23 protein-coding genes are annotated in these 22,508 nt (G+C 56.6%); 10 read left to right on the top strand and 13 right to left on the bottom strand.

The window, feature by feature from the left end; translation table 11 throughout:
• The first annotated feature begins 2 nt into the window (after positions 1–2).
• On the top strand, positions 3–698 hold the full coding sequence (gene bioD / locus CRO87_RS11525) for a dethiobiotin synthase (protein WP_097163087.1): 696 nt from the start codon (positions 3–5) through the stop codon (positions 696–698).
• Here bioD and clcB read toward each other — a convergent pair.
• Complete coding sequence (gene clcB / locus CRO87_RS11520; RefSeq protein ID WP_097163086.1) at positions 651–1,946, bottom strand: voltage-gated ClC-type chloride channel ClcB; 1,296 nt, start codon at positions 1,944–1,946, stop codon at positions 651–653. The two genes, bioD and clcB, sit on opposite strands and share 48 nt — an antisense overlap.
• A 119-nt stretch (positions 1,947–2,065) precedes the next feature.
• Between clcB and tolA the strand changes: the two genes are divergently transcribed.
• Positions 2,066–2,485: a cell envelope integrity protein TolA gene (gene tolA, locus CRO87_RS11515; RefSeq protein WP_097163085.1), complete on the top strand. Its 420-nt coding sequence runs from the start codon at positions 2,066–2,068 to the stop codon at positions 2,483–2,485.
• An 85-nt stretch (positions 2,486–2,570) separates the two neighbouring features.
• Here tolA and osmV read toward each other — a convergent pair whose 3' ends face one another.
• The 7 genes from osmV to CRO87_RS11480 form a co-directional block, all read right to left on the bottom strand.
• Positions 2,571–3,719 carry an osmoprotectant ABC transporter ATP-binding protein OsmV gene (gene osmV, locus CRO87_RS11510; protein WP_097163084.1) on the bottom strand — a complete coding sequence of 383 codons (1,149 nt, stop codon included), beginning with the start codon at positions 3,717–3,719 and terminating at the stop codon, positions 2,571–2,573.
• A complete protein-coding gene (gene osmW, locus CRO87_RS11505) occupies positions 3,719–4,366 on the bottom strand; it encodes an osmoprotectant ABC transporter permease OsmW (protein ID WP_097163083.1) in 648 nt (215 codons plus the stop codon). Before osmW ends, osmV begins: the two co-directional genes overlap by 1 nt.
• A 9-nt stretch (positions 4,367–4,375) precedes the next feature.
• Positions 4,376–5,275 carry an osmoprotectant ABC transporter substrate-binding protein OsmX gene (gene osmX / locus CRO87_RS11500; RefSeq protein WP_097163082.1) on the bottom strand — a complete coding sequence of 300 codons (900 nt, stop codon included), beginning with the start codon at positions 5,273–5,275 and terminating at the stop codon, positions 4,376–4,378.
• 22 nt (positions 5,276–5,297) lie between these two features.
• Complete coding sequence (osmY, locus tag CRO87_RS11495) at positions 5,298–6,008, bottom strand: osmoprotectant ABC transporter permease OsmY (protein ID WP_097163081.1); 711 nt, start codon at positions 6,006–6,008, stop codon at positions 5,298–5,300.
• A 286-nt stretch (positions 6,009–6,294) separates the two neighbouring features.
• The gene (dmsD, locus tag CRO87_RS11490; protein ID WP_097163080.1) at positions 6,295–6,909 is read right to left on the bottom strand and encodes a Tat proofreading chaperone DmsD; all 615 of its coding nucleotides are present in this window, start codon (positions 6,907–6,909) and stop codon (positions 6,295–6,297) included.
• A 104-nt stretch (positions 6,910–7,013) separates the two neighbouring features.
• The gene (gene ynfE, locus CRO87_RS11485) at positions 7,014–9,458 is read right to left on the bottom strand and encodes a selenate/tellurate reductase subunit YnfE (RefSeq protein WP_097163079.1); all 2,445 of its coding nucleotides are present in this window, start codon (positions 9,456–9,458) and stop codon (positions 7,014–7,016) included.
• 137 nt (positions 9,459–9,595) lie between these two features.
• Complete coding sequence (locus CRO87_RS11480; RefSeq protein ID WP_097163078.1) at positions 9,596–9,850, bottom strand: DUF1161 domain-containing protein; 255 nt, start codon at positions 9,848–9,850, stop codon at positions 9,596–9,598.
• A gap of 104 nt (positions 9,851–9,954) precedes the next feature.
• On the opposite strand from CRO87_RS11480, the gene CRO87_RS11475 reads away from it, so the two are divergent.
• Positions 9,955–10,665, top strand: coding sequence for a YnfC family lipoprotein (locus tag CRO87_RS11475; RefSeq protein ID WP_097163077.1), 711 nt, complete (start codon positions 9,955–9,957; stop codon positions 10,663–10,665).
• Here the strand turns inward: CRO87_RS11475 and speG are convergent.
• The 3 genes from speG to CRO87_RS11460 form a co-directional block, all read right to left on the bottom strand.
• Positions 10,659–11,213, bottom strand: coding sequence for a spermidine N1-acetyltransferase (speG, locus tag CRO87_RS11470; protein WP_097163076.1), 555 nt, complete (start codon positions 11,211–11,213; stop codon positions 10,659–10,661). The two genes, CRO87_RS11475 and speG, sit on opposite strands and share 7 nt — an antisense overlap.
• Positions 11,214–11,266: 53 nt before the next feature.
• Complete coding sequence (locus CRO87_RS11465; protein ID WP_097163075.1) at positions 11,267–11,611, bottom strand: DUF1283 family protein; 345 nt, start codon at positions 11,609–11,611, stop codon at positions 11,267–11,269.
• A 90-nt stretch (positions 11,612–11,701) separates the two neighbouring features.
• Positions 11,702–11,920 carry a hypothetical protein gene (locus tag CRO87_RS11460; protein ID WP_141398694.1) on the bottom strand — a complete coding sequence of 73 codons (219 nt, stop codon included), beginning with the start codon at positions 11,918–11,920 and terminating at the stop codon, positions 11,702–11,704.
• A gap of 105 nt (positions 11,921–12,025) precedes the next feature.
• On the opposite strand from CRO87_RS11460, the gene CRO87_RS11455 reads away from it, so the two are divergent.
• The 7 genes from CRO87_RS11455 to CRO87_RS11425 all read left to right on the top strand — a co-directional run bounded on the left by CRO87_RS11455 (position 12,026) and on the right by CRO87_RS11425 (position 20,612).
• The gene (locus CRO87_RS11455; protein WP_097163073.1) at positions 12,026–12,352 is read left to right on the top strand and encodes a YnfA family protein; all 327 of its coding nucleotides are present in this window, start codon (positions 12,026–12,028) and stop codon (positions 12,350–12,352) included.
• Positions 12,353–12,518: 166 nt separating this feature from the next.
• Entirely contained in the window at positions 12,519–13,802 is a 1,284-nt protein-coding gene (locus tag CRO87_RS11450; RefSeq protein ID WP_097163072.1) for an MFS transporter, read from the top strand.
• Between the two features lie 158 nt (positions 13,803–13,960).
• Positions 13,961–15,175 (top strand): starvation-sensing protein RspA, encoded by a 1,215-nt coding sequence (gene rspA, locus CRO87_RS11445; RefSeq protein WP_097163071.1) that lies wholly within the window; start codon positions 13,961–13,963, stop codon positions 15,173–15,175.
• Positions 15,176–15,186: 11 nt separating this feature from the next.
• A complete protein-coding gene (locus tag CRO87_RS11440) occupies positions 15,187–16,206 on the top strand; it encodes a Zn-dependent oxidoreductase (protein ID WP_097163070.1) in 1,020 nt (339 codons plus the stop codon).
• Positions 16,207–16,259: 53 nt separating this feature from the next.
• Positions 16,260–17,639, top strand: coding sequence for an MFS transporter (locus tag CRO87_RS11435; protein WP_097163069.1), 1,380 nt, complete (start codon positions 16,260–16,262; stop codon positions 17,637–17,639).
• A 26-nt stretch (positions 17,640–17,665) separates the two neighbouring features.
• Positions 17,666–19,000, top strand: coding sequence for an MFS transporter (locus tag CRO87_RS11430; RefSeq protein ID WP_097163068.1), 1,335 nt, complete (start codon positions 17,666–17,668; stop codon positions 18,998–19,000).
• Positions 19,001–19,148: 148 nt separating this feature from the next.
• Positions 19,149–20,612: a mannitol dehydrogenase family protein gene (locus CRO87_RS11425; RefSeq protein WP_097163067.1), complete on the top strand. Its 1,464-nt coding sequence runs from the start codon at positions 19,149–19,151 to the stop codon at positions 20,610–20,612.
• A gap of 75 nt (positions 20,613–20,687) precedes the next feature.
• Here the strand turns inward: CRO87_RS11425 and CRO87_RS11420 are convergent, their stop codons facing one another.
• Together CRO87_RS11420 and ydfG are read right to left on the bottom strand one after the other, a co-directional pair.
• Positions 20,688–21,374 carry a GntR family transcriptional regulator gene (locus tag CRO87_RS11420; protein ID WP_097163066.1) on the bottom strand — a complete coding sequence of 229 codons (687 nt, stop codon included), beginning with the start codon at positions 21,372–21,374 and terminating at the stop codon, positions 20,688–20,690.
• 92 nt (positions 21,375–21,466) lie between these two features.
• Positions 21,467–22,216, bottom strand: a complete 750-nt coding sequence (ydfG, locus tag CRO87_RS11415; RefSeq protein ID WP_097163065.1) for a bifunctional NADP-dependent 3-hydroxy acid dehydrogenase/3-hydroxypropionate dehydrogenase YdfG — start codon at positions 22,214–22,216, stop codon at positions 21,467–21,469.
• Positions 22,217–22,508 lie beyond the last annotated feature (292 nt).

Raw genomic sequence — 22,508 nt, 5'->3', positions numbered from 1 at the left:
ACATGCTTAAGCGTTTCTTTATTACGGGTACGGATACCTCTGTGGGCAAGACGGTCGTGTCTCGCGCACTGCTGCAGGCGCTGGCGGCAAACGGGCGCAGCGTGGCAGGTTACAAGCCTGTTGCCAAAGGCAGCAAGGAAACGCCAGAAGGGCTGCGCAACAAAGATGCACTGGTGCTGCAAAGCGTATCTACCCCGAATTTACCCTATAGCGCCATCAATCCTGTCGCCCTCGGCGAAGAGGAAAGCAGTGTGGCACACAGTTGCCCCATCAATTATTCGCTGCTTTCAGAAGGCCTTGCCGCGCTGAGCAACAGCGTCGATCACGTCGTTGTGGAAGGCACCGGTGGCTGGCGCAGTCTGATGAACGATCTGCGTCCGCTCTCCGACTGGGTCGTGCAGGAGCAGTTGCCGGTGGTGATGGTGGTGGGGATCCAGGAAGGCTGCATTAATCATGCGCTGCTGACCGCTCAGGCCATTGCCAACGACGGTTTACCGCTGATTGGCTGGGTGGCGAACCGTATCAACCCGGGCCTCGCTCACTATGCTGAAATTATTGATGTGCTGAGTCAGAAACTGCCGGCGCCGCTGGTGGGCGAACTGCCGTACCTGCCGCGCGCCGAACAGCGTGAACTCAGCCAGTACGTGGATTTAACCATGTTCGGCGACGTGCTGGCGGTAGATGGAGTCAGCGCGTAAGGTTCGCGACAGCACCGACGCCACCACGCAGGAAATAAGCAAGCCGGGCAGCAGGGAATACTGCCCGGTCATTTCACAAATCATCAGCGTCGACATAATGGGCGCGTGGGTTGTGGCCGCCAGCAGCGTTGCCATTCCTGTCAGGCCCAGCAGAACCGCCATATCATTGCCGTCCGGCAGCCAGATCCCCCACATCCTCGCAAACAGCATTCCGACAGCCATGCCGACAAAAAGCGTAGGCGTGAACACGCCTCCCGGCGCACCGGAGCCGCTACTCGACAGCACCGCCAGCAGCTTGCAGATCAAGACGCCGCCAATCATAGCAAACAGCGGTGGCGCGAGCAGATAGCTCTGGACCACGCTGTAGCCGTTGCCCCACACCGCAGGCGTCAGCAGCGAAAGCAGGCCCACGATGAGACCACCCAGCGCTAACTGCCACGGCGGGGAGAGCTTCAGGCGTAAAAACAGCGAATGCGTGGCGCCCATCAGCCAGACAAACAGCGGGCCGCAGAGTCCGGCGAGCAGGCCGGTGGCCAGCATCAGGCCGTAAGTCCCCGCGCCGTGCGGGGTTTCAACCTGAACGTTGTACAGCAGCGCCGGTCCACCGCTCAGCAGATTGGTCATAAGCAGGGCGATCACGGCGGCAACGACGACAGGGCCAAGCGACGCGAGCATCAGCGTGCCAAACAATATTTCGGCAATAAACAGGCTGCCCGCCAGCGGGGCGTGATAGGCGCTCGCCATCCCGGCGGCGGCCCCGCAGGCAATCCACAGTTTCCATTCTGTTTTTGGCGTAAAGCGTTGGGCAAAGAACGAGGCGGCGAGGGTCGCCAGCAGGATCATGGCCCCTTCGCGACCGATAGCGCTGCCGCTGACCACCACCAGCAACGACGCCATCGACTTCACCAGGCTTGCGCCGTAGTCGAATTTACCGTCTTCCGTTTCCAGCGCTTCCATGTAGTCGGTAGGCGCATGAGGACGCTGGCGGGTGTAGCGCTGCCAGCCCCACAGCAACAGGCCCGCCGCCAGCCCGCCAAGCGCAGGCGTCAGCAGCCGTCGCCACCATGGCAGATTCGCGGCCGCATTCACCAGGCTACGGCTGTCGTTGCTCAACACAATCCACTCCAGCAAATACATCGCATGGCGAAAGAGAGCCACGGCCAGCGCAGCAAGCATGCCGACGAGGGTCGCAATCAGTAAACGGCGGAACATGGCCTGAATGTCAGGGTAGGCGTGAAGACGATGCATGGGCTCAACGAGTCAGTGAAAGGATTCTGAATAATATACACAAGCGGATTATCAGGGTTGATAAATGTCACGGACGGAAAGAAAATCAGCCGTCGGAAAGACTATTAAGGAAGATAATAATGAAGAAGTTTTTGTTGGTAGCTCTGCTGGTGTTGGCAGGGTGTCAGGCAACCGGGCAAAGTGCAAAGCCTGCCACGGTGGATAAACAAATTGATGCGCAGGTTGATGAATTACTGGCCTCAGTCGATAAACCTTACAGTCAATCGGACTTACAAATCATCAGCAGGTATGCCGGGCAAATTAAGACGAATGTCGAAAAAAACTTCCTTATGAAGGATGCGTACCGGGACAAAAAGTGTACGGTCAGAATGGCACTTGAGCGTGATGGCACCGTAACCAGCATCCAGGCAGAAGAGGGTGGCGATCCTGCATTATGTAAAGCTATTCAGAAAGCAGTTGCTAAAGCAAAAATTCCTCCTGCGCCGAATGAAAAGGTTTATCAGATGTTTAAAAATGCGCCTCTTGATTTTAGACCCTAAGAACATTGCCCGGTGGGACCGGGCCTGAGGGATCAACGATCGTCCGCTCCAGGCCCGTGCAAATGGGCAGCCACCGGGCAGGCTGTTACTCCACCGAACCAATATTCAGCGCCCGTCGCGTCCTGCCTGAGCTTAAGTAATCGGCGATATAGTCCTGGGAAATCTCGCCGTTGTAGCGGCCATCCTCATCGACGATCGGCATCCAGCTGGTGTTACTTTCATACAGCTTCGACAGCACCACGCGCAGGTTATCGTCCGCTTTGCCCGTGGCACGGAAAGGATGCAGCAGGTCTGCACAGCTTCCCGACGCATTCCGCGCTTCACGGCGCTTAACAAAGCCCAGCGGTTTGCCTTCGTTATCGACCACCGTAATGGCGCGAATGTCGTTGTCGTCCATGGTCGCAAAGGCTTCCGGCAGGGCGGTGTCGCGCTTGACGGTGATGGTTGGCTGCTGGTCGGTCACGTCGCCTGCAGAAACCAGCAGAAGGCGCTTCAGCGTGCGGTCCTGGCCGACAAACGAGCCGACAAATTCATTGGCAGGTTTTGCCAGCAGCTCGTCGGGGCTGGCGCACTGCACGATGCGTCCCTGACGGAAGACGGCGATACGATCGCCAAGCTTCAACGCTTCGTCGATGTCATGACTCACCAGCATCACGGTTTTCTTCAGCTGACGCTGCATGTCGAGGAACTGGTTCTGAATCACTTCACGGTTGATCGGGTCGACTGCGCCGAAAGGTTCATCCATCAGCAGGACGGGAGGATCCGCTGCCAGCGCGCGAATCACGCCGATACGCTGCTGCTGACCGCCGGACATCTCTTTCGGGTAGCGATTGAGGAACTTTTTCGGGTCCATCGCCACCATATCCATCAGTTCCTCGGCGCGGGCCTTGTAGCGGGCCTTCTCCCAGCCCAGCATACGCGGCACGACGGTGATGTTCTCCTCAATGGTCATGTTCGGGAACAGGCCAATCTGCTGAATAACATAGCCGATATTGCGGCGCAGGCTGACGGTGTCCATCTCGCTGGTGTCCTGACCGTTAATCAGGATTTTCCCGCCGCTGGATGGAATAAGGCGGTTGATCATTTTCAGCGTGGTGGTTTTGCCGCAGCCAGAAGGCCCCAGCAGCACGCACATTTCGCCTTCCGGCACGTTGAGATTGACGTTATCCACGGCGTTAAAGCTCTGGCCGTTCTTTTGGGTAAATTGTTTGGTCAGATTTTCTAACTTTATCATTATCTTATCCCCTTTGGTGTCAGGACAATCTGCAGACGGTGCAGCAGCCAGTCGAGCACAATAGCCAGCAGGCAAATCATCAGCGCCCCGGCAATTAAAAGACGAATATCACTCCCGCCGATGCCGTTCAGCAGCAGCAGACCAAGGCCTCCGGCACCGATGACGGCGGCAATCGCCATCACGCCGATATTCATCACCACCGCGGTACGAATACCGCCGAAGATGACCGGCAGCGCCATGGGTATTTCCACCCAGCGCAGGCGCTGCCAGAAGGTCATGCCGATGCCGCGCCCGGCTTCGCGCAGGCCCGGCGGCAGGCTGTCCAGCGCAGTGTGCGTGTTGCGCACAATCGGCAGGAGAGAATAGAGAAAAACGGCGGTAATCGCGGGCAGGGCGCCAATACCCTGACCGATCAGCGAAAACAGCGGGATCATCAGGCCGAACAGGGCGATGGACGGCACGGTCAGCAGAATGGTGGTCACTCCGAGAATCGGCGTGGCCAGCCATTTGTGACGCACTATCAAAATCCCGAGCGGCACACCGATGATGATGGCCAGACCCACGGCGAGCAGTACCAGCCATAAATGCTGCCAGGTGAGGGTCGCCAGATAACTCCAGTTATCAATCATGTAATGCAGGGTTTCCATGGGCTCTCCTTATACCAGGCCTTTGCTGCGCAGGAAGTCCTGCGCCACTTTTTGCGGCGTCTCGTGGTCGATATCCACGCGCTTGTTCAGCTCAGTAATTGTTTCGTTATTCAGCACCCCGGAGAGCGTATTCAGCGCCTCTTCCAGGCCCGGATTGGCCTCCAGCGTGTCTTTGCGTACCACTGGCGTCACGGCATAGCTTGGGAAGAAGCCTTTGTCGTCCTTCAGCACCTTCAGGTCGAAGCCTTTCACGCGTCCGTCGGTGGTGTAAATCAGCCCGGCGTCGACAAAACCGTCACGTACTGCGTTGTAAACCAGGCCTGGGTCCATCTGGCGGATTTGCGGCCTGTCCAGCGGCATCTGATAAGCCTGTTGCAGCGGCTTCATGCCGTCGCTGCGCCCGGCAAATTCAAGATCCAGCCCCAGCAGCCAGTTCTTTGTCGGCTCGGTCTGACGGATATGCTCTATCTTTGCCACCATCTCCGACATGGTGTTGATATTTTCGGCTTCGGCACGCTTGCGCTGCATGGCGAAGGCATAGGTGTTGTTCATCGCAGCAGGTTTCAGCCACACCAGGCCGTGCTTCGCCTCAAGACGCTTCACCGTCTCGTAAGACTCCTCTGGCGACATGCGCTTATTGATGTGGTTGAAAATGATAAGGCCAGTGCCGGTGTACTCCCAGGTAATATCAATTTGCTTGTTAATCATTGCATTACGAGAAATAACCGTGGCGATATTGGTCTGCGGCTGCACCTGAAAACCTTTCTTGCGCAGATACTGCACGGTCATGGCAGAGAGAATATGCTGTTCGGTGAAGCTTTTGGTCGCCAGAATTAGTGGGGCGGCCTGTGCCTGAGTGGCAAGCAGCGCGAGCGCGGCGGCGGCGACAAAAAGACGAAGTCGTCTCATGAAATGCTCCTTATTGTAGTTATCAGGCTGTGTGCGGGCTGAGTAAGCGGCCGAGGCAGGCCAGCAAGGTGTCGAGGATCAGCGCGAACAGGGCGGTGGCCACAGCGCCCAGGATCAGCGTCGGGAAGTCATTGAGGTAGATGCCCGGAAAAATCAGCTCGCCGTAGCTGCTGGCACCAATCAAAAAGGCCAGCGGGGCGGTCCCGACGTTAATCGCCGTGGCGATACGAATGCCGGAGAGCATCACCGGCCAGGCGTTGGGCAATTCCACCTGAATCAGGCGCTGCCATTTCGTCATGCCAATCCCTTTGGCCGCTTCCAGAAGCGAACCCGGCACGGAGCAAAGGCCGGCGTAGGTGTTACGCACGATAGGCAGGAGCGAAGCCAGGAACAGCGCCACGATCGCCGGTTTGTCGCCGATGCCCACAATGACCATCGCCAGGGCCAGCACCGCCAGCGGCGGCAGGGTGTTGCCAATGTTGAAAATCTGCATCACGTATTCGGCGATGCCGCGGGCGGCAGGGCGACTCAGCAAAATACCGCTGGGAATACCGACGAGCAGAGCGAAGAACATAGAGGAAAACACCAGGATCAGGTGCTGTTGCCCAAGATAGAGCAAATCCACCTTGCGAGCCTGAATGGTGTCCAGGCCAATTCCCCACGTGAGCAGTGCCAGGACCACGATAATCGCGCCGCTGAACAGCAGCGCGCGGGTCAGAAATGAGTTGTGCATTGCAGTGTGTCTCCCTGATTGCATGCGTTATAGCTGTTGTTATGCCATGTTCCGGCAGGGTTTCAGACCTATAGCAAGGGGTCGGGAAGGATTCCAGAAAAGGAGAGAATTAACTGCGCGGGTCTGGAATTGTAAACAAGGTGTTACGCCTTATGAGGTAACGGCTGCGGCGGCAAAGGCGGAATAATCTTAAAACGAGACGGTTAAAGTGACGTTGTCACAAAGCGAGGTTATGCAGGTGCTTGAAATTTAAATTAAGTCACCCGCCGGGGCGGGTGAAAAGGGCTTAACGATAGAGTTTCTTCTCCGCCACCGGCGAGAGCAATTCGGTCTGCCAGAATGCCAGCGTTTGCTGCGTCAGTTCGCCCAGTGCCTGATAGAAAGGATGCCCGGCGTTCGCCACAAACTCTTCAAGGAAACGCCCGGACCACGGCAGCAGATGCCAGGCCAGCAGCTGTTGCCACTCTTCCTCACGCTCATTTTCTTTCAGCCAGGCGGCCAGCATCATCAGGGTGCCGAAATGATCTTCCGGTTCATTCTGCTGTGCTTCAAAGGCAATGCCGTTTTCGCGCATCCACTGTCGCAGGGCGAGCGTAGAGTCGCCAAACAGGACATTTTCACGATCGAGCCAGACTGAGCCCCACGGCGGTGCGGGCAGCGCGTAAGGCCCGACGAACAGACGCTGGAAGGCTTCGCTCAGCGGTTCATCTGATTCTGCCTGGAAGGCTTCAATCAGATTGCTGTTGAACGGGACTGACTCCGGCCACTCCTGCGCCCAGCTCCCGTCACGAAAGGCATGGATAAGCGGGGCGACGTTGTCACTTTGCGGGGCGTAATAAAACAGTCCACCCAGCACGCGGCCGGTGACGGTGATGGCTTCGGCGAATCTCGGTTGAGGCATAACAATTTCCTGGTTTCGGCGAAATGCTTTCGCCGGGTATGCAATATCTTCAATGATAAACGAAAAATGCCCGGAGGGATTGTCCCGCCGGGAGGATCAATTCATCAGACCTTCTCAATCTGTACCAGATTGGTGTGCTGCGGGTTGCCTTTCGCCAGTGGGGACGGGCGATGGGAGGTCAGGGTGTTGATGCAGGAGCCATGATCGATGCGATCGCCGTTCATGCTGGCATTGTGCCACGCCCCCTGGCCCATGGCGCTGACGCCCGGCATGATGCGCGGCGTGACTTTCGCTTCAATGCGCAACTCGCCACGGTCGTTAAACACGCGGACCGTGTCGCCGCTGCGAATGCCGCGTTTTGCAGCGTCCATCGGATTCAGCCACACTTCCTGACGACAGGCCGCTTTCAGCACGTCGATATTGCCGTAGCTGGAATGCGTGCGCGCCTTGTAGTGGAAGCCAAACAGCTGGAGCGGATAGTCGCTGCGTTCTGGCGCATCCCAGCCATCGAACGTGGAGGCGTAGACCGGCAGCGGGCTTATGGTGTCGTCTTTTTCAAGCTCCCAGCTTCCGGCAATTTTCGCCAGACGTTCTGAGTAGATCTCGATTTTTCCCGATGGCGTTTTCAGCGGATTCGCTTCAGGATCCTTGCGGAAAGCCTGGTAGGCAACGAAATGGCCTTTCGGATCTTTACGCTTATAGATGCCCATCGCTTTCAATGCTTCATAAGACGGCAGCTGCGGGTCTTTGGCGACCATTTTCGCGTACAGGAACTGCAGCCATTCGGCCTGGGTCCGGCCTTCGGTAAATTGCTGATGAACGTCAGCCCCGAGGCGCTTCGCCACTTCGCTCAAAATCCAGTAAATCGGCTTACGCTCGAACTTGGCGCTGGTGGCGGGCTGGATGAAAATCAGATAGCCCATATTGCCCGCGTAGTCGTTCGGAATGATGTCTTCCTGTTCGACGGTCATCAGGTCCGGCAGCAGCAGATCGGCGTATTTCGCCGAACTTGTCATAAAGTTTTCGATGACCACAATCATTTCGCACTTTTTTTCATCCTGAAGGATGTCGTGAGTGCGGTTGATATCCGAATGCTGGTTGATGATGGTGTTGCCCGCGTAGTTCCAGATGAACTTGATAGGCACGTCGAGCTTATCTTTGCCACGCACGCCGTCGCGGGTGGCGGTCATTTCTGCGCCTCGCTCAATGGCGTCGGTCCAGGTGAAGCAGGAAATGGCGGTTTTCACCGGGTTTTCCAGGATCGGCATACGCTCAATGGTAACGGTGTAGGTGGATTCACGGGCACCGCTGTTGCCACCGTTAATACCGACGTTGCCGGTCAGAATGGGTAGCATGGCGATGGCGCGGGCCGTCAGTTCACCGTTGGCCTGGCGCTGAGGGCCCCAGCCCTGGCAAATGTACGCGGGTTTGGCGGTGCCGATTTCGCGTGCCAGTTTGATGATTTTGTCTGCCGGAATACCGGTGATGCGTGAGGCCCACTCCGGCGTTTTGGCCGTGGCATCATCGCCCTGGCCGAGGATGTATGCCTTGTAATGTCCGTTAGCAGGCGCGCCTTCCGGCAGCGTTTTTTCATCGTAGCCGACGCAGTATTTGTCGAGGAACGGCTGGTCGACGAGGTTTTCATCGATAAGCACCCAGGCGATCCCGGCGACCAGGGCGGCGTCAGTGCCTGGACGAATAGGCACCCATTCGTCTTCGCGGCCCGCGGCGGTGTCGGTGTAGCGCGGGTCAATCACGATCATTCGGGCGTTGGAACGCTCACGCGCCTGTTCCAGATAATAAGTAATGCCGCCGCCGCTCATGCGGGTTTCCGCCGGGTTGTTGCCGAACATCACCACCAGCTGACTGTTTTCGATGTCCGAGGTGCTGTTACCGTCGTTCGAACCATAGGTATAAGGCATGGCGCAGGCGATTTGCGCGGTGCTGTAGGTGCCGTACTGGTTGAGCGAACCGCCGTAACAGTTCATCAGGCGCGCCACCAGTGAGGCATAAGGAGAAGAGCGGGTGATATTGCCGCCGACGATCCCGGAGGTGTAGTTAATGTAGACGGCTTCGTTGCCATACTCTTTCACCACGTGCTTCAGGCTGTCGGTCAGCATATCCAGCGCTTCCGGCCAGCTGATGCGCTCAAATTTGCCTTCCCCGCGCTTACCGACGCGCTTCATCGGGTAATTCAGACGTTCAGGGTGATTGATGCGACGGCGAATCGAACGGCCGCGCAGGCACGCGCGCACCTGGTGGTCGCCATAGATATCTTCACCGGTGTTATCGGTTTCGACCCAATAAACTTCATCGTCGCGTACGTGGAGGCGCAGAGCACAGCGGCTGCCGCAGTTGACCGAACAAGCACCCCAGACAACTTTATCGTCGGGCTTTGTGGCTTGCTGAACCGCGGCTGCCGCACTTTTCAGGGTGAAGGGTAAAGAGATACCGCTGGCCGCAAGCGCCAGCGAACCAATCGCGGAGGATTTGATCAAGGAACGGCGGCTGATCCCGCCGGGGTGTTCATGCTGGTTTTGTTCAGACATTGTTCACTCCATCGTTGTAATTATTGGCCACACGCAAACGAGGGCTTATGGATGGAGGGATGTTACTTATTTAGGGGTATGAAGATATTATCCCTGGTCAAGCCAGAGATAATATCTTTCGTTTGAAGGCGGAAAGGCTACTGCTCGCCGCCGCTGCGGGTATAGAGAATTTTAAACGTGTCGTTCGCGCAGTGACCGACGACCTGAGCCTCCGGGCGATCGGCCTGATCGTTTGGCACAATATCCAGCGTAAAGCCGCTCTCGGGCACGCCGTTACCGATGATTTTTTGCTGAATGTCATCCTTCACTCGCTCGCAGGACTCCGGGGCCGCCGCAAAAGCGGGGACGGAACCCGCGAGCAGCAGGGCAGCCAGCAGGTGGGTCTTTTTCATGCGCATCTCCTTATTGCTTTCGTGAGATAAAAGCATAGCATCCCTCGTGTAAAGCGCTGTATTTGCTAATATGATTGAGAAAAATCTCCCCTGAAGGACACGCTGTGAAGAAACTGCTGTTTGTGCTACCGCTGATGAATGCGCTCACCGCCTGCGATAATGCCTCCGGACCGGTGGCCTTTACGCCGGAAATGGCGAGTTTTTCGAATGAATTCGATTTCGATCCGCTGCGTGGGCCGGTGAAAGATTTCAGCCAGACGCTGATGAACGAGAAGGGTGAGGTGACCAAACGCGTCAGCGCCAAAATGTCTGAAGAAGGCTGCTTCGACCTGATTGAACTGCACGATCTGGAAAACAATACCGGGGCAACGCTGGTGCTGGATGCCAATTATTATCTCGACGGCACCACGCAGGAAAAGCGGATCCTGCTCCAGGGCAAATGCCAACTGGCGGGAATGCCCAAGGCAGGCGTGACGTGGGATACGGACGATAATGGCTTTATTGTCGCCGCGCACGGCAAAGAATTTACCGTGGATTATCGTTACGACAAGGACGGCTATCCGCTCGGCAAAACCACTACCAGCGGCAAAGAGACCCTTAAAATTGTTGCTTCGCCGCCGAAAGATGCGCTTAAAAAGCTCGACTACACCGCGGTGAGCCTGCTGAATGACAAAACCATCGGCAACGTGGCCCAGACCTGTGAGTACGACCGCCACAACAACCCGCTGAGCTGCGACTTAAAGATTGTGGATGACAGTGCAAAACCGTCTGTGACCCGGCATTACACCATCAAAAACACCATCGAATATTATTGAGCCGTGGGTTTCAGCAGGCTGTGGCCTTTGTGCTGCGGCAGATACTGATGCTGGAACAGGCACATGCGAATGGTGTTGCGGTATTCACCGTTGATGAAGAACTCATGGATGAGTTCGCCTTCCACCTGAAAACCGAGCTTGCGATAGATATGAATCGCTTTCTCGTTCTCTTTGTCGACAATCAGGTACAGCTTATAGAGGTTCAGCACCGTAAAGCCGTAGTCCATCGCAAGCTTCGCCGCCCGGGTGGCGAGCCCTTTGCCCTGATAGTCCGGGGAAATAATAATCTGAAACTCGGCGCGGCGGTGAACGTGGTTAATTTCCACTAATTCCACCAGTCCGGCTTTTTCGCCATCGCATTCGATGACAAAGCGGCGCTCGCTCTGATCGTGAATGTGCTTGTCGTAGAGGTCAGATAGCTCAACGAAGGCTTCGTACGGCTCTTCAAACCAGTAGCGCATAACGCTGGCGTTGTTATCGAGCTGATGCACAAAGCGCAGATCTTCGCGTTCCAGCGGGCGCAGCTTAACGGTATAAGCATCGGCCATGTGATGTCCTTATGAATGGGCAGAAGAAGGGCGCCGAGGGGCGCCCTGTGGAATTAAGGTGCTAACGGACGACCGGTGGTACGGTCGAGGCAGCGCAGGGTGTTGGGTTCCCAGTACGCATTCAGGTTGGCGCTTTGCTCGCACTTGTCGCGGCTGTCAAAAGCCACGTCAGTTTTATCCCACTCTTTCTCTGCGCGGGTATTCACCTTATGACGAAGAGAACGGGTATCGTTCCACTGCTCCTTGTCCATCGCCGCATTCTGCTTGCTCTGCGCGCTGTCACCAGACTCGATAATGAGTTTGCTGGTGCTGTCCGCAGATGCAGTCGCGGTATACACGATGGCACCCAGCGCCAGCATCGCCGTCAGGCACAGGCGTTTGCTCAGGGTCACTTTCATTGCTGTTTCCTTTAGGGTGATAAAAACGGTAAACCCGATGCCGAGTTTACACCAACTCCTGAACAGGGAATAGCCGCCCGACAGTGGGCGTCAGCAAGGGCTGCTAAGCGTAGCTTTATAAATGCGCACCGCTTCGTTCACATCCTTTGTTTTCACGAAGTTGATTTTCTGTCCGTTAATAAAAATGTCGTAGCCGTCGTGGTTGTAGCGGAAGACAAGGGTTGTACCGCGAAAGCGCACCACTTTGTCCTTCACGCCAATGCCCTGGCGGCGCTGAACCATCTTCGCCATTCTGTCGATACTCATCATGCACCTCAATGGCCGTGAAACCTGACTGGAAGAAAGCGATTCTCCCTTTATTAAGATTAATTTATCCTTAAGCACTTTGCTGACACCGACCGGAAATAATCGTTCATGCTGAAAACGAGTTTGCTGTTTTTTGCCACCGCGCTGTGTGAAATCATCGGCTGTTACCTGCCGTGGCTGTGGCTGAAACGCGGGGCAACGGTCTGGTTACTGCTGCCTGCGGGCGTTTCACTGGCGCTGTTTGTGTGGCTGCTGACGCTGCATCCGGCGGCGAGCGGGCGGGTTTATGCCGCATATGGCGGGGTCTACGTCTGCACCGCGCTGCTGTGGCTACGCTACGTCGATGGGGTACGGCTGAGCGTTTACGACTGGGCTGGCGCCGCCATAGCGCTGTGCGGCATGCTGATCATCGTGGCGGGTTGGGGCCGGGCCTGATGGTTATTTGCATGGCAAGCCACTGAGGATTTTCTGCATTTTTCTGTATATTTCTGAACTGTGATCCTTTCGCCTTTTCCTTTAGTCACTTCTTGTATGGTAGTAGCCGAATGCAATCCGCATTTTCGTCCCTTTCAAGAGGGCCTGAGACTGACAGGAGTGTTTAATGGCAACTGATGTGGTGGAACAGGCGGGGCTTGCGAAGCCTGCAAGAATAAAAACAATTCAGATCGTGACCCTGGCGCTGCTGTTTATTGCCGGGATCGTAAATTTTCTCGACCGTTCGTCGTTGAGCGTCGCCGGGGAAGCTATTCGGGGCGAGCTGGGACTTTCCGCCACCGAATTTGGCGTCCTGCTCTCGGCATTTTCTCTCTCATATGGCCTGTCACAGCTGCCCGCAGGCATCTTACTTGACCGCTTCGGCCCGCGACTGGTGCTCGGCGCCGGGCTCATCTTCTGGTCCGCCATGCAGGCGCTGACAGGCCTGGTGAATTCCTTCAGCCACTTCATTCTACTGCGTATCGGGCTTGGCATTGGTGAAGCGCCATTCATGCCTGCGGGCGTAAAGTCGATCAGTGACTGGTATGTGCAAAAGGAACGTGGCACGGCGCTCGGTATTTTTAACTCATCAACGGTGATAGGCCAGGCGATTGCGCCGCCTGCGCTGGTGGTGATGCAGCTGGCCTGGGGCTGGCGCACGATGTTTGTGGTGATAGGGCTGGCAGGGATTCTCGTCGGCATCTGCTGGTACGCCTGGTATCGCAACCGCGCGCAGTTCAGCCTGAATGAAACCGAGCGGGAATATCTCTCCGCGCCCGTGAAGGCCAGGCCGAAGCTGGCCTTCAGCGAATGGCTGGCGCTGTTTAAGCGTCGCACCACCTGGGGCATGATTCTGGGCTTTTCCGGTGTGAACTACACCGGCTGGCTGTACATCGCCTGGCTGCCGGGCTATTTACAGGCAGAGCAGGGCTTCAGCCTCACAAAAACGGGCTGGGTGGCGGCGATTCCTTTCCTGGCGGCGGCGGTCGGCATGTGGACCAATGGCCTGGTGGTGGATGCCCTGGCGCGTCGCGGTTATGACCTCGCTAAAACACGCAAAACCTGCATTGTTCTGGGCCTTATCCTCTCTGCGCTCGGCACGCTGTTAGTGGTGCAATCTTCTTCTCCTGCGCAGGCCGTGGCCTTCATTTCAATGGCGTTATTCTGCGTTCACTTTGCAGGAACCTCCGCCTGGGGGCTGGTGCAGGTGATGGTCGCGGAAACGAAAGTGGCTTCAGTGGCGGCTATCCAGAACTTTGGCAGCTTTGTCTTTGCTTCCTTTGCACCCATTGTTACCGGTTGGGTAGTTGATACCACGCACTCCTTTAACCTGGCGCTGGTCATTGCCGCCTGTGTCACCTTCACCGGCGCGCTCTGTTATTTCTTCATCGTTAAAGACCGTATCGAGTAAGCCCTCCTCAGCCCGGCCACGAATGGAAGGCCGGGCAATTCCCCCCTCCATGTTATTTTTTTGTGATCCAGTGAATCTTTTTTGATCATCATACTTGTATGGTAGTTGTCATCGGCGTTAAGTTCACGCCATCGACGATGTGACCAAAGGATCAAAAAATGAAGATTGTTGCAGCAGAGGTTTTTGTCACCAGCCCTGGACGTAATTTCGTTACGCTGAAAATCACCACCGATGAGGGGATCATCGGCCTGGGCGATGCCACTTTAAACGGACGCGAGCTGTCGGTGGCCTCTTATCTGAAGGATCATCTTTGCCCGCAGTTAATCGGGCGTGATGCCCACCGAATCGAAGATATCTGGCAGTTCTTTTACAAAGGCGCTTACTGGCGTCGCGGGCCGGTCACCATGTCGGCCATTTCTGCCGTGGATATGGCGCTGTGGGACATCAAGGCCAAGGCCGCCAATATGCCGCTGTATCAGCTGCTCGGCGGCGCGTCACGTGAAGGGGTTATGGTTTATTGCCACACAACGGGGCACACCATCGACGACGTGCTGGAAGATTACGCACGCCACAAGGAGATGGGGTTCAAGGCGATTCGCGTCCAGTGCGGCGTGCCTGGCATGAAAACCACCTACGGGATGGCGAAGGGGAAAGGTCTGGCCTATGAACCTGCGACCAAAGGCCAGTGGCCGGAGGAGCAGCTGTGGTCCACGGAGAAATATCTCGACTTCACGCCAAAACTCTTCGACGCCGTACGTAATAAATTTGGCTTCAACGAGCACCTGCTGCACGACATGCATCACCGCCTGACGCCTATTGAAGCCGCGCGCTTCGGTAAGAGCATTGAAGACTACCGCATGTTCTGGATGGAAGACCCGACGCCTGCGGAGAACCAGGAGTGCTTCCGCCTGATCCGTCAGCATACCGTCACGCCGATCGCCGTGGGCGAAGTGTTCAACAGCATCTGGGACTGCAAGCAGCTGATTGAAGAGCAGCTTATCGACTACATCCGCACCACCATTACGCACGCGGGTGGCATCACCGGCATGCGCCGCATTGCAGATTTTGCCTCACTCTATCAGGTGCGTACCGGCTCCCACGGGCCTTCCGATCTCTCCCCAATTTGTCACGCGGCGGCGCTGCATTTTGACCTCTGGGTGCCTAACTTCGGCGTGCAGGAGTACATGGGATACTCCGAACAAATGCTGGAGGTCTTCCCGCACAGCTGGACCTTTGACAACGGCTATATGCACCCCGGCGACAAACCAGGCCTCGGGATTGAGTTCGATGAAAAACTGGCCGCGAAATATCCCTACGACCCGGCGTATCTCCCGGTTGCGCGCCTCGAAGACGGCACGCTGTGGAACTGGTAAGGAGTTTAACGATGAAAAGCATAGTGATACGTCAGCCGAATGAACTGGTCATTGAAGAACGCGAAATCCCCACGCCGGGCGAAGGGGAAGTGAGGGTAAAAGTCAAACTGGCGGGCATTTGCGGCTCTGACAGCCACATTTACCGCGGCCATAACCCCTTTGCGAAATACCCGCGCGTTATCGGCCATGAGTTTTTCGGCTTGATCGACGCCGTGGGCGAGGGCGTGAGTAAGCAAAGGATCGGCGAGCGCGTCAGCGTCGATCCGGTTATCAGCTGCGGGCATTGCTATCCGTGTTCCGTTGGCAAGCCGAACGTCTGTACCTCTCTGGTGGTGCTTGGCGTGCATCGTGACGGCGGCTTCAGCGAATACGCGGTGGTGCCAGCCCGTAACGCCTGGCATATCCCTGACAGCATTGAGGACAAGCATGCTGTCATGGTGGAGCCGTTCACTATTGCTGCGAACGTCACCGGACAGGCAAAACCGACCGCGCAGGATGTCGCACTGATTTACGGCGCCGGGCCGATGGGGCTCGTCACCATCCAGGCGCTGAAGGGCGTCTATAACGTCAGCCAGGTGATTGTTACTGACCGCATTCCGGAACGCCTGGCCATGGCGGAGCGGAGTGGTGCTGATATGACCATCAACAACGGCGAGCGCTCATTACAGGAAGCGCTGGAGGAAAAAGGCATCAAGCCCACGCTGATTATCGATGCGGCCTGCCATCCGTCCATTTTGCAGGAAGCCGTGAACCTGGCTTCTCCGGCGGGGCGAATTGTGCTGATGGGCTTCTCTACCGAGCCTTCTCAGGTGGCGCAGCAGGGGATCACGGGCAAAGAGCTGACTGTCTACTCCACGCGCCTCAATGCCAATAAGTTCCCGGTGGTTATCGGCTGGCTGGAAAAAGGGCTCATCGACCCTGACAAATTAATTACCCACGTCATGGATTATCACCTCGTCGGTGAAGCCATTGAGGTATTTGAAAAAGACCAGAAGCGTTGCTGCAAGGTGCTCTTAACCTTTGCAGAATAATTAAAAACAGAGAGCGAGTGAGCTGTCCGCCTCTTACTTTCGAGAACAACATTATGACGCAACATCAACCTGTACGAAGCACGAAAGATTTGACCCGCGCCGCCGTCTCCGGCTGGCTCGGTACCGCGCTGGAGTTTATGGATTTCCAGCTTTATTCACTTGGCGCCGCGCTGGTTTTCCATGAAATCTTTTTCCCGGAACAGTCTGCGGCCATGGCGCTGATTCTGGCGATGGGCACCTACGGTGCTGGCTATATCGCGCGTATTGTCGGGGCCTTTATTTTCGGCAAAATGGGCGACAGTATCGGCCGTAAAAAGGTGCTGTTTATCACCATCACGATGATGGGGATCTGCACCACGCTTATTGGCGTACTGCCGACCTACGCGCAGATTGGCATCTTTGCCCCCATCCTGCTGGTGACGCTGCGCATAGTGCAAGGCCTGGGAGCCGGGGCGGAAATCTCCGGCGCGGGTACCATGCTTGCGGAGTATGCGCCGAAAGGCAAACGCGGGATCATCTCCTCGCTGGTGGCGATGGGCACCAACTGCGGCACGCTGAGTGCCACGGCTATCTGGGCGCTGATGTTCTTCGTTCTCGATCGTGAATCGCTGGTTGCCTGGGGCTGGCGCGTGCCGTTCCTCGCAAGCGTAGTGGTGATGATCTTCGCCATCTGGCTGCGAATGAACCTGAAAGAGAGCCCGGTGTTCGAGAAAGTGAGTGAAAGCGGGGCCGTTGCGGCACAGCAGCAGGATGAAGAAACCACGCTCGGGGCGATGTTCCGCAGCAAAACGTTTTGGCTGGCAACGGGGCTGCGCTTTGGTCAGGCGGGTAACTCAGGGCTGATTCAGACCTTCCTCGCCGGTTATCTGGTGCAGACGCTGCTGTTCGATAAAGCCATCCCGACCGACGCGCTGATGATAAGTTCGGTGCTGGGTTTCCTTACCATTCCGCTGCTGGGCTGGCTTTCGGACAAATTTGGCCGCCGCCTGCCGTACATTATTCTCAACATTTCAGCCATCATTCTGGCTTATCCGATGCTGTCGCTGATTGTCGACAAGAGCCAGGCGCCGGGCGTCATTATGACCAGCCTGATCGTTATCCATAACGTGGCGGTGCTGGGCCTGTTTGCGCTGGAGAACATCACGATGGCGGAAATGTTCGGCTCGCGTAACCGCTTCACCCGCATGGCGATATCGAAAGAGGCGGGGGGCCTGGTGGCCGTCGGGTTCGGTCCACTGCTGGCAGGGATTTTCTGCAATATCACCGGCGGCTGGTGGCCGATTGTGGTGATGATTGTTTGCTACTCGGTGATTGGCCTGATTTCAGCCCTGGTGATGCCGGAAGTGCGCGACCGTGACCTCAGCCTGCCGCAGGATGCCGCCGAGCCAGCGCCGGAGCGCGCTGTTCCTTACGGACAAACTGCAAACCACTAGCTCTCTCTCCCTTGAGGTCAAATGACATGGCAAGCATCGACAATACAGTGCAGCAGGAGAACAACACGTCGGCTATTCGCCGCGTGGCAACCGCGTCGGCTATTGGCACCGCGGCAGAATATTATGACTTTTTTGCCTACGGTACCGCGGCGGTGCTGTTCTTCGGTCACCTGTTTTTCCCAAGCAGCGATCCGCTTATCAGCACGCTGGCAGCGTTTGCGACCTATGCCGTCGGGTTTCTTGCCCGGCCGCTCGGCGGCATCGTGTTTGGACACATCGGCGATAAGGTGGGGCGCAAAAAAGCCCTGGTGATCACCATTCTTATCGTCGGTCTCGGGACGTTCTGCATTGGCCTGCTCCCGACCTACGAGAAAATCGGTCTTTGGGCTCCCGCGTTGCTGATCCTGATTCGTGTGCTGCAAGGGTTTGGCGTCGGGGGAGAACAGGCCGGAGCCGTGTTAATGACAGCGGAGTATTCAGAACCCTCGCGGCGGGGCTTCTATGCCAGCTGGGTGCAGATAGGTGCCCCGACGGGTTTCCTGCTGCCAATGGCGCTGTTTGCCGTCCTGAACATGACCCTGAGCGATGCGCAGATGATGGATTACGGCTGGCGTATTCCGTTCCTGCTGAGCGCTGTGCTGGTGTTTGTTGGGTTGTTTATTCGTCTGCAGATTGATGAGTCCCCCGTCTTTGCGCAAATTCGCGAAACCAAAGCCGCGGAGTCGCGCCCGGTGGTCGAGGTCATTCGGGACTATCCGGGGCTGGTGGTGAAGGGCGTCAGCGCCAAGCTTATCGAAGCCTGTACCTTTGCAATGTTCACGGTGATTGTACTGGCCTACGGGAAAGCGAATCAGCTCAACGCCACCTGGCTGATGGATGCGATGATCGTGGCGGTTCTGCTGGAGATTGTGGCGATTCCGATGATGGGTGCGTTAAGCGATCGCATAGGGCGTAAACCGGTCTATATCACCGGGGCCATCATTCAGATTCTGGCCATCGTTCCGTTCTTCCTTGCGATTAATCAGGACAGCTTCTGGCTGACGCAGCTGGCGATGATTCTGGTGATCACCTTCGGCCACAGCATGTGTTATGCCCCGCAGGCCTCCTGGTTCCCGGAGCTGTTTCCAACGCACATTCGCTGCAGCGGCATTGCGCTTATCTGGCAGCTCGGCTCGCTGATTGGCAGCGGCATCCTGGGGCTGGTGGCGGTGAAAATTCTTCAGGCAACCGGCGGTCACTACTACGGCATGGCGACTTACGTGATTGTGCTGGGCGTGATCTCGCTGGTGGGGCTTGCACTGATGCCGGAAACCGCACCGCTGAAAAGGAAAGCCGAATACCAGCAGTGGGGAGAGAAATAGTTTGCGATTTTGCGGGGCAGGTCGCATTTACCTGCCACGCATTCACCTTCTTGTATGGCAGTTGATAAAAATCAAAGATGTCATACCAATTGCATGAGATGGTCCACAACCTGATGTTCGACGACCTTTCACTCTAATGAGTCTCCTGATGAATAATAAATTGTTGAATGCTAAAGCGTCACTCCCGGGCTACGACCGTAACAAACTGGTTCCCCGCATCGTTCACCTCGGCTTCGGCGCGTTCCATCGCGCACATCAGGCCGTCTACACCGACATTCTTGCTCAGGAGCACAACAGCGACTGGGGCTACACCGAAGTTAACCTGATTGGCGGCGAGCAGCAGATTGCCGATCTGAAAAAGCAGGACAACCTTTACACCGTGGCGGAAATGTCCGCTGATGCCTGGACCGCCCGCGTGGTCGGTGTGGTGAAAGATGCGCTGCATGCGCAGGTTGATGGCCTGGAAACCGTGCTGGCAAAAATGTGCGAGCCGCAGGTGGCTATTGTTTCGCTAACCATCACCGAGAAAGGCTACTGCCATAACCCGGCTACCGGCGATCTCAACCTCGATCACCCGATGATCGTCGCGGATCTGCAAAACCCGCATCAGCCAACGTCGGCGCCGGGGGTTGTGGTGGAAGCGCTGGCGCGCCGTAAAGCGGCTGGCCTTGCGGCATTCAGCGTGATGTCCTGCGATAACATGCCGGAAAACGGTCATGTCCTCGGCAAAGTGGTTCGTGCGTACGCGCGTGCTCTGGATAAAGACCTGGCGGTGTGGATTGAGCAGCACGTCACCTTCCCGTCAACGATGGTTGACCGCATTGTGCCTGCCGTCACGCCTGAAACCCTGGATAAAATCGAAGCCATCACCGGCGTTCGCGACCCGGCGGGCGTGGCCTGCGAGCCGTTCCGTCAGTGGGTGATTGAAGACAACTTTGTCGCCGGTCGTCCGCAGTGGGAAAAAGCCGGGGCCGAACTGGTTGCTGACGTGATTCCGTTTGAAGAAATGAAGCTGCGTATGCTCAACGGCAGCCACTCCTTCCTCGCGTACCTCGGCTATCTGGCCGGCTATCAGCACATTAACGAATGCATGGAAGATGAGAATTATCGCCGTGCTGCCCATGCGCTGATGCTGAAAGAGCAGGCCCCGACGCTGAAAGTGAAAGGCGTTGATCTGGCGCGCTACGCCGATCTGCTGATTGACCGCTACAGCAACCCGGCGCTGCGTCACCGCACCTGGCAGATCGCGATGGACGGCAGCCAGAAGCTGCCGCAGCGTATGCTGGATTCTGTGCGCTGGCACCTGGCGAAAAACAGCGATTTCTCCCTGCTGGCGCTGGGCGTGGCGGGCTGGATGCGTTACGTCGACGGCACCGATGAGCAGGGCGAAGCCATCGAGATCTGCGACCCGCTGCTGAGCACCATTCAGAGCGCGGTGAAAGCGAGTGAGCAGGGCGAAGCCCGCGTGAAGGCGCTGCTCGGCATCGAAGCTATCTTTGGCAACGAACTGCCGCTGGAAAAGAACTTTGTCGCACAGGTCACAGAAGCTTACCTGGCTCTGCTGGCGAAAGGCGCTAAAGCCACCGTGGCGGAATTTGCCGCGACGCTGTAATAAAGACGCTGTAATAAAAAAGCCGCCTCTTCAGGCGGCTTCTCTTTATAGTCCGGTCGTGGTCTGCATACCGGGCTACTCTTCGCTAAACCAGTCGCCGTTTTCCTGCCGAATCAACAGCACCGTTTCGCTAATTTCCTGCAAATGCACGGTCATCGCTTTTTCGACGGCGTCAGCATCCCGCTTTTCCAGCGCGCTGAAAATATCCAGATGCTGACGCAGCAGCATCTCCGGTGAAGAAACATGGTCGAGGCTCATGTAGCGCACGCGGTCGATGGTGGCTTTGATATTTTCGATGGTGTCCCAGGCGAGCTGGCAGTCGGCAATCTGCGACAGCAGCTGGTGAAATTCATCATCGAGCATAAAGAAATCGTTGATTTGCTGCCTGTCGATGGCAATGCGCTGCTGGTGCAGGTTTTGTTCCAGCTGGTAACACTGAGAATCGGTAATCAGCCCGGCGGCCCGGCGCACCACTGCGCATTCGATAGCCTGGCGGACAAAGCAGCCGTTGCGCACCTGTGAGAGCGAAATCTTATTCACGTAGCTGCCGCGCTGGGGGCGGATCTGAATCAGCCCGTTTTCGGCGAGTTTGATAAAGGCTTCGCGCACGGGCTGGCGCGACACGTCGAACCGCACGGACACCTCTTTCTCAGACAGCGGCGTGCCCGGCGCTATCAGGCAGTGCACAATATCGCGGCGCAAAATACGGTAGATTTGCTGGTTGACGGGCTGTGTCGGGTTGAGTTGCGATTCTGAGGTCATTGCTCTGTCTTCATCCTGAAAGAAGTGCTTTATTTTACGCTCTTTTTAACGCTGAGCCCAGCCCGGCGCACGGCCGGGAGGGGGATACAGCCTTAGCCCTGGCGGTGGACACTCAGCCCGGCGTAGGTCTGGCTGACCGGCATCATCTCAAGGGTATTGATGTTGACGTGTTTCGGCAGCGTCGCCACCCACCATACGGCTTCGGTGACGTCTTCCGCGGAAAGGGCGTTGGCGTTCTCATAGGTCTTATCTGCTTTCGCATCATCACCTTTAAAGCGCACGTTGGAGAACTCGGTGCCGCCAACCAGGCCTGGTTCGACGTCCGTGACGCGAATGGCGGTGCCATGCAGGTCGGTGCGCAGGTTCAGGCTGAACTGGCGAACGAAGGCTTTGGTCGCGCCATAGACGTTGCCGCCCGCATAAGGCCAGCTTCCGGCGGTAGAACCGATGTTGATGATGTGGCCGACGTTACGTTCCACCATGCCCGGCAGCACCGCGCGGGTCATGTAGACTAAGCCTTTGTTGTTGGTGTCGATCATGTTTTCCCAGTCATCGACGTTGGCTCTCTGCGCAGGCTCCATACCCAGCGCCAGCCCGGCGTTATTGACCAGAATATCGATATTGCGCCATTCGGCAGGGAGGTTAGCAATCATCTCTTCAATGGCGGCGCGATTACGTACGTCGAGCTGCGCGGTCAGCAGGTTATCGCCGAGCTCTTCTTTCAGCTCCTGCAGACGCTCGTGGCGGCGCCCGGTGGCAATAACTTTATGGCCATTGGCGATAAAACGGCGGGTGATGCTTTCACCAAACCCGGCGGTGGCTCCGGTAACAAGTACAATCATTCTTCCTGTTCCTCAATACGTTAACGGTTGCCATACCATAGCACGCGGGGTCAGCCTTCGGTAAAGGAACTTTGTTGCCTTTTGTCGCCGTAAAAGCCCCTTGATCGTGCGCAAAAAAGGGGCAGTTGCCTCAACGTTGTGCGTTATTAACGGCGCATTGGCCCACAAAAAACGACGGTTATTCGATATTTATGCAGAGTAACCGTTTGCGCACTTTGGCAAACGGTTGCGGGGTGAATATTATTCATTTTGTTGCGCAAATGAATGAATAATAGATAATGTATTGATAATT

The sequence above is a fragment of the Enterobacter sp. CC120223-11 genome, from assembly GCF_900215375.1.
Taxonomy (GTDB): domain Bacteria; phylum Pseudomonadota; class Gammaproteobacteria; order Enterobacterales; family Enterobacteriaceae; genus Scandinavium.
This window is presented reverse-complemented; position numbering and strand designations above follow the sequence as displayed.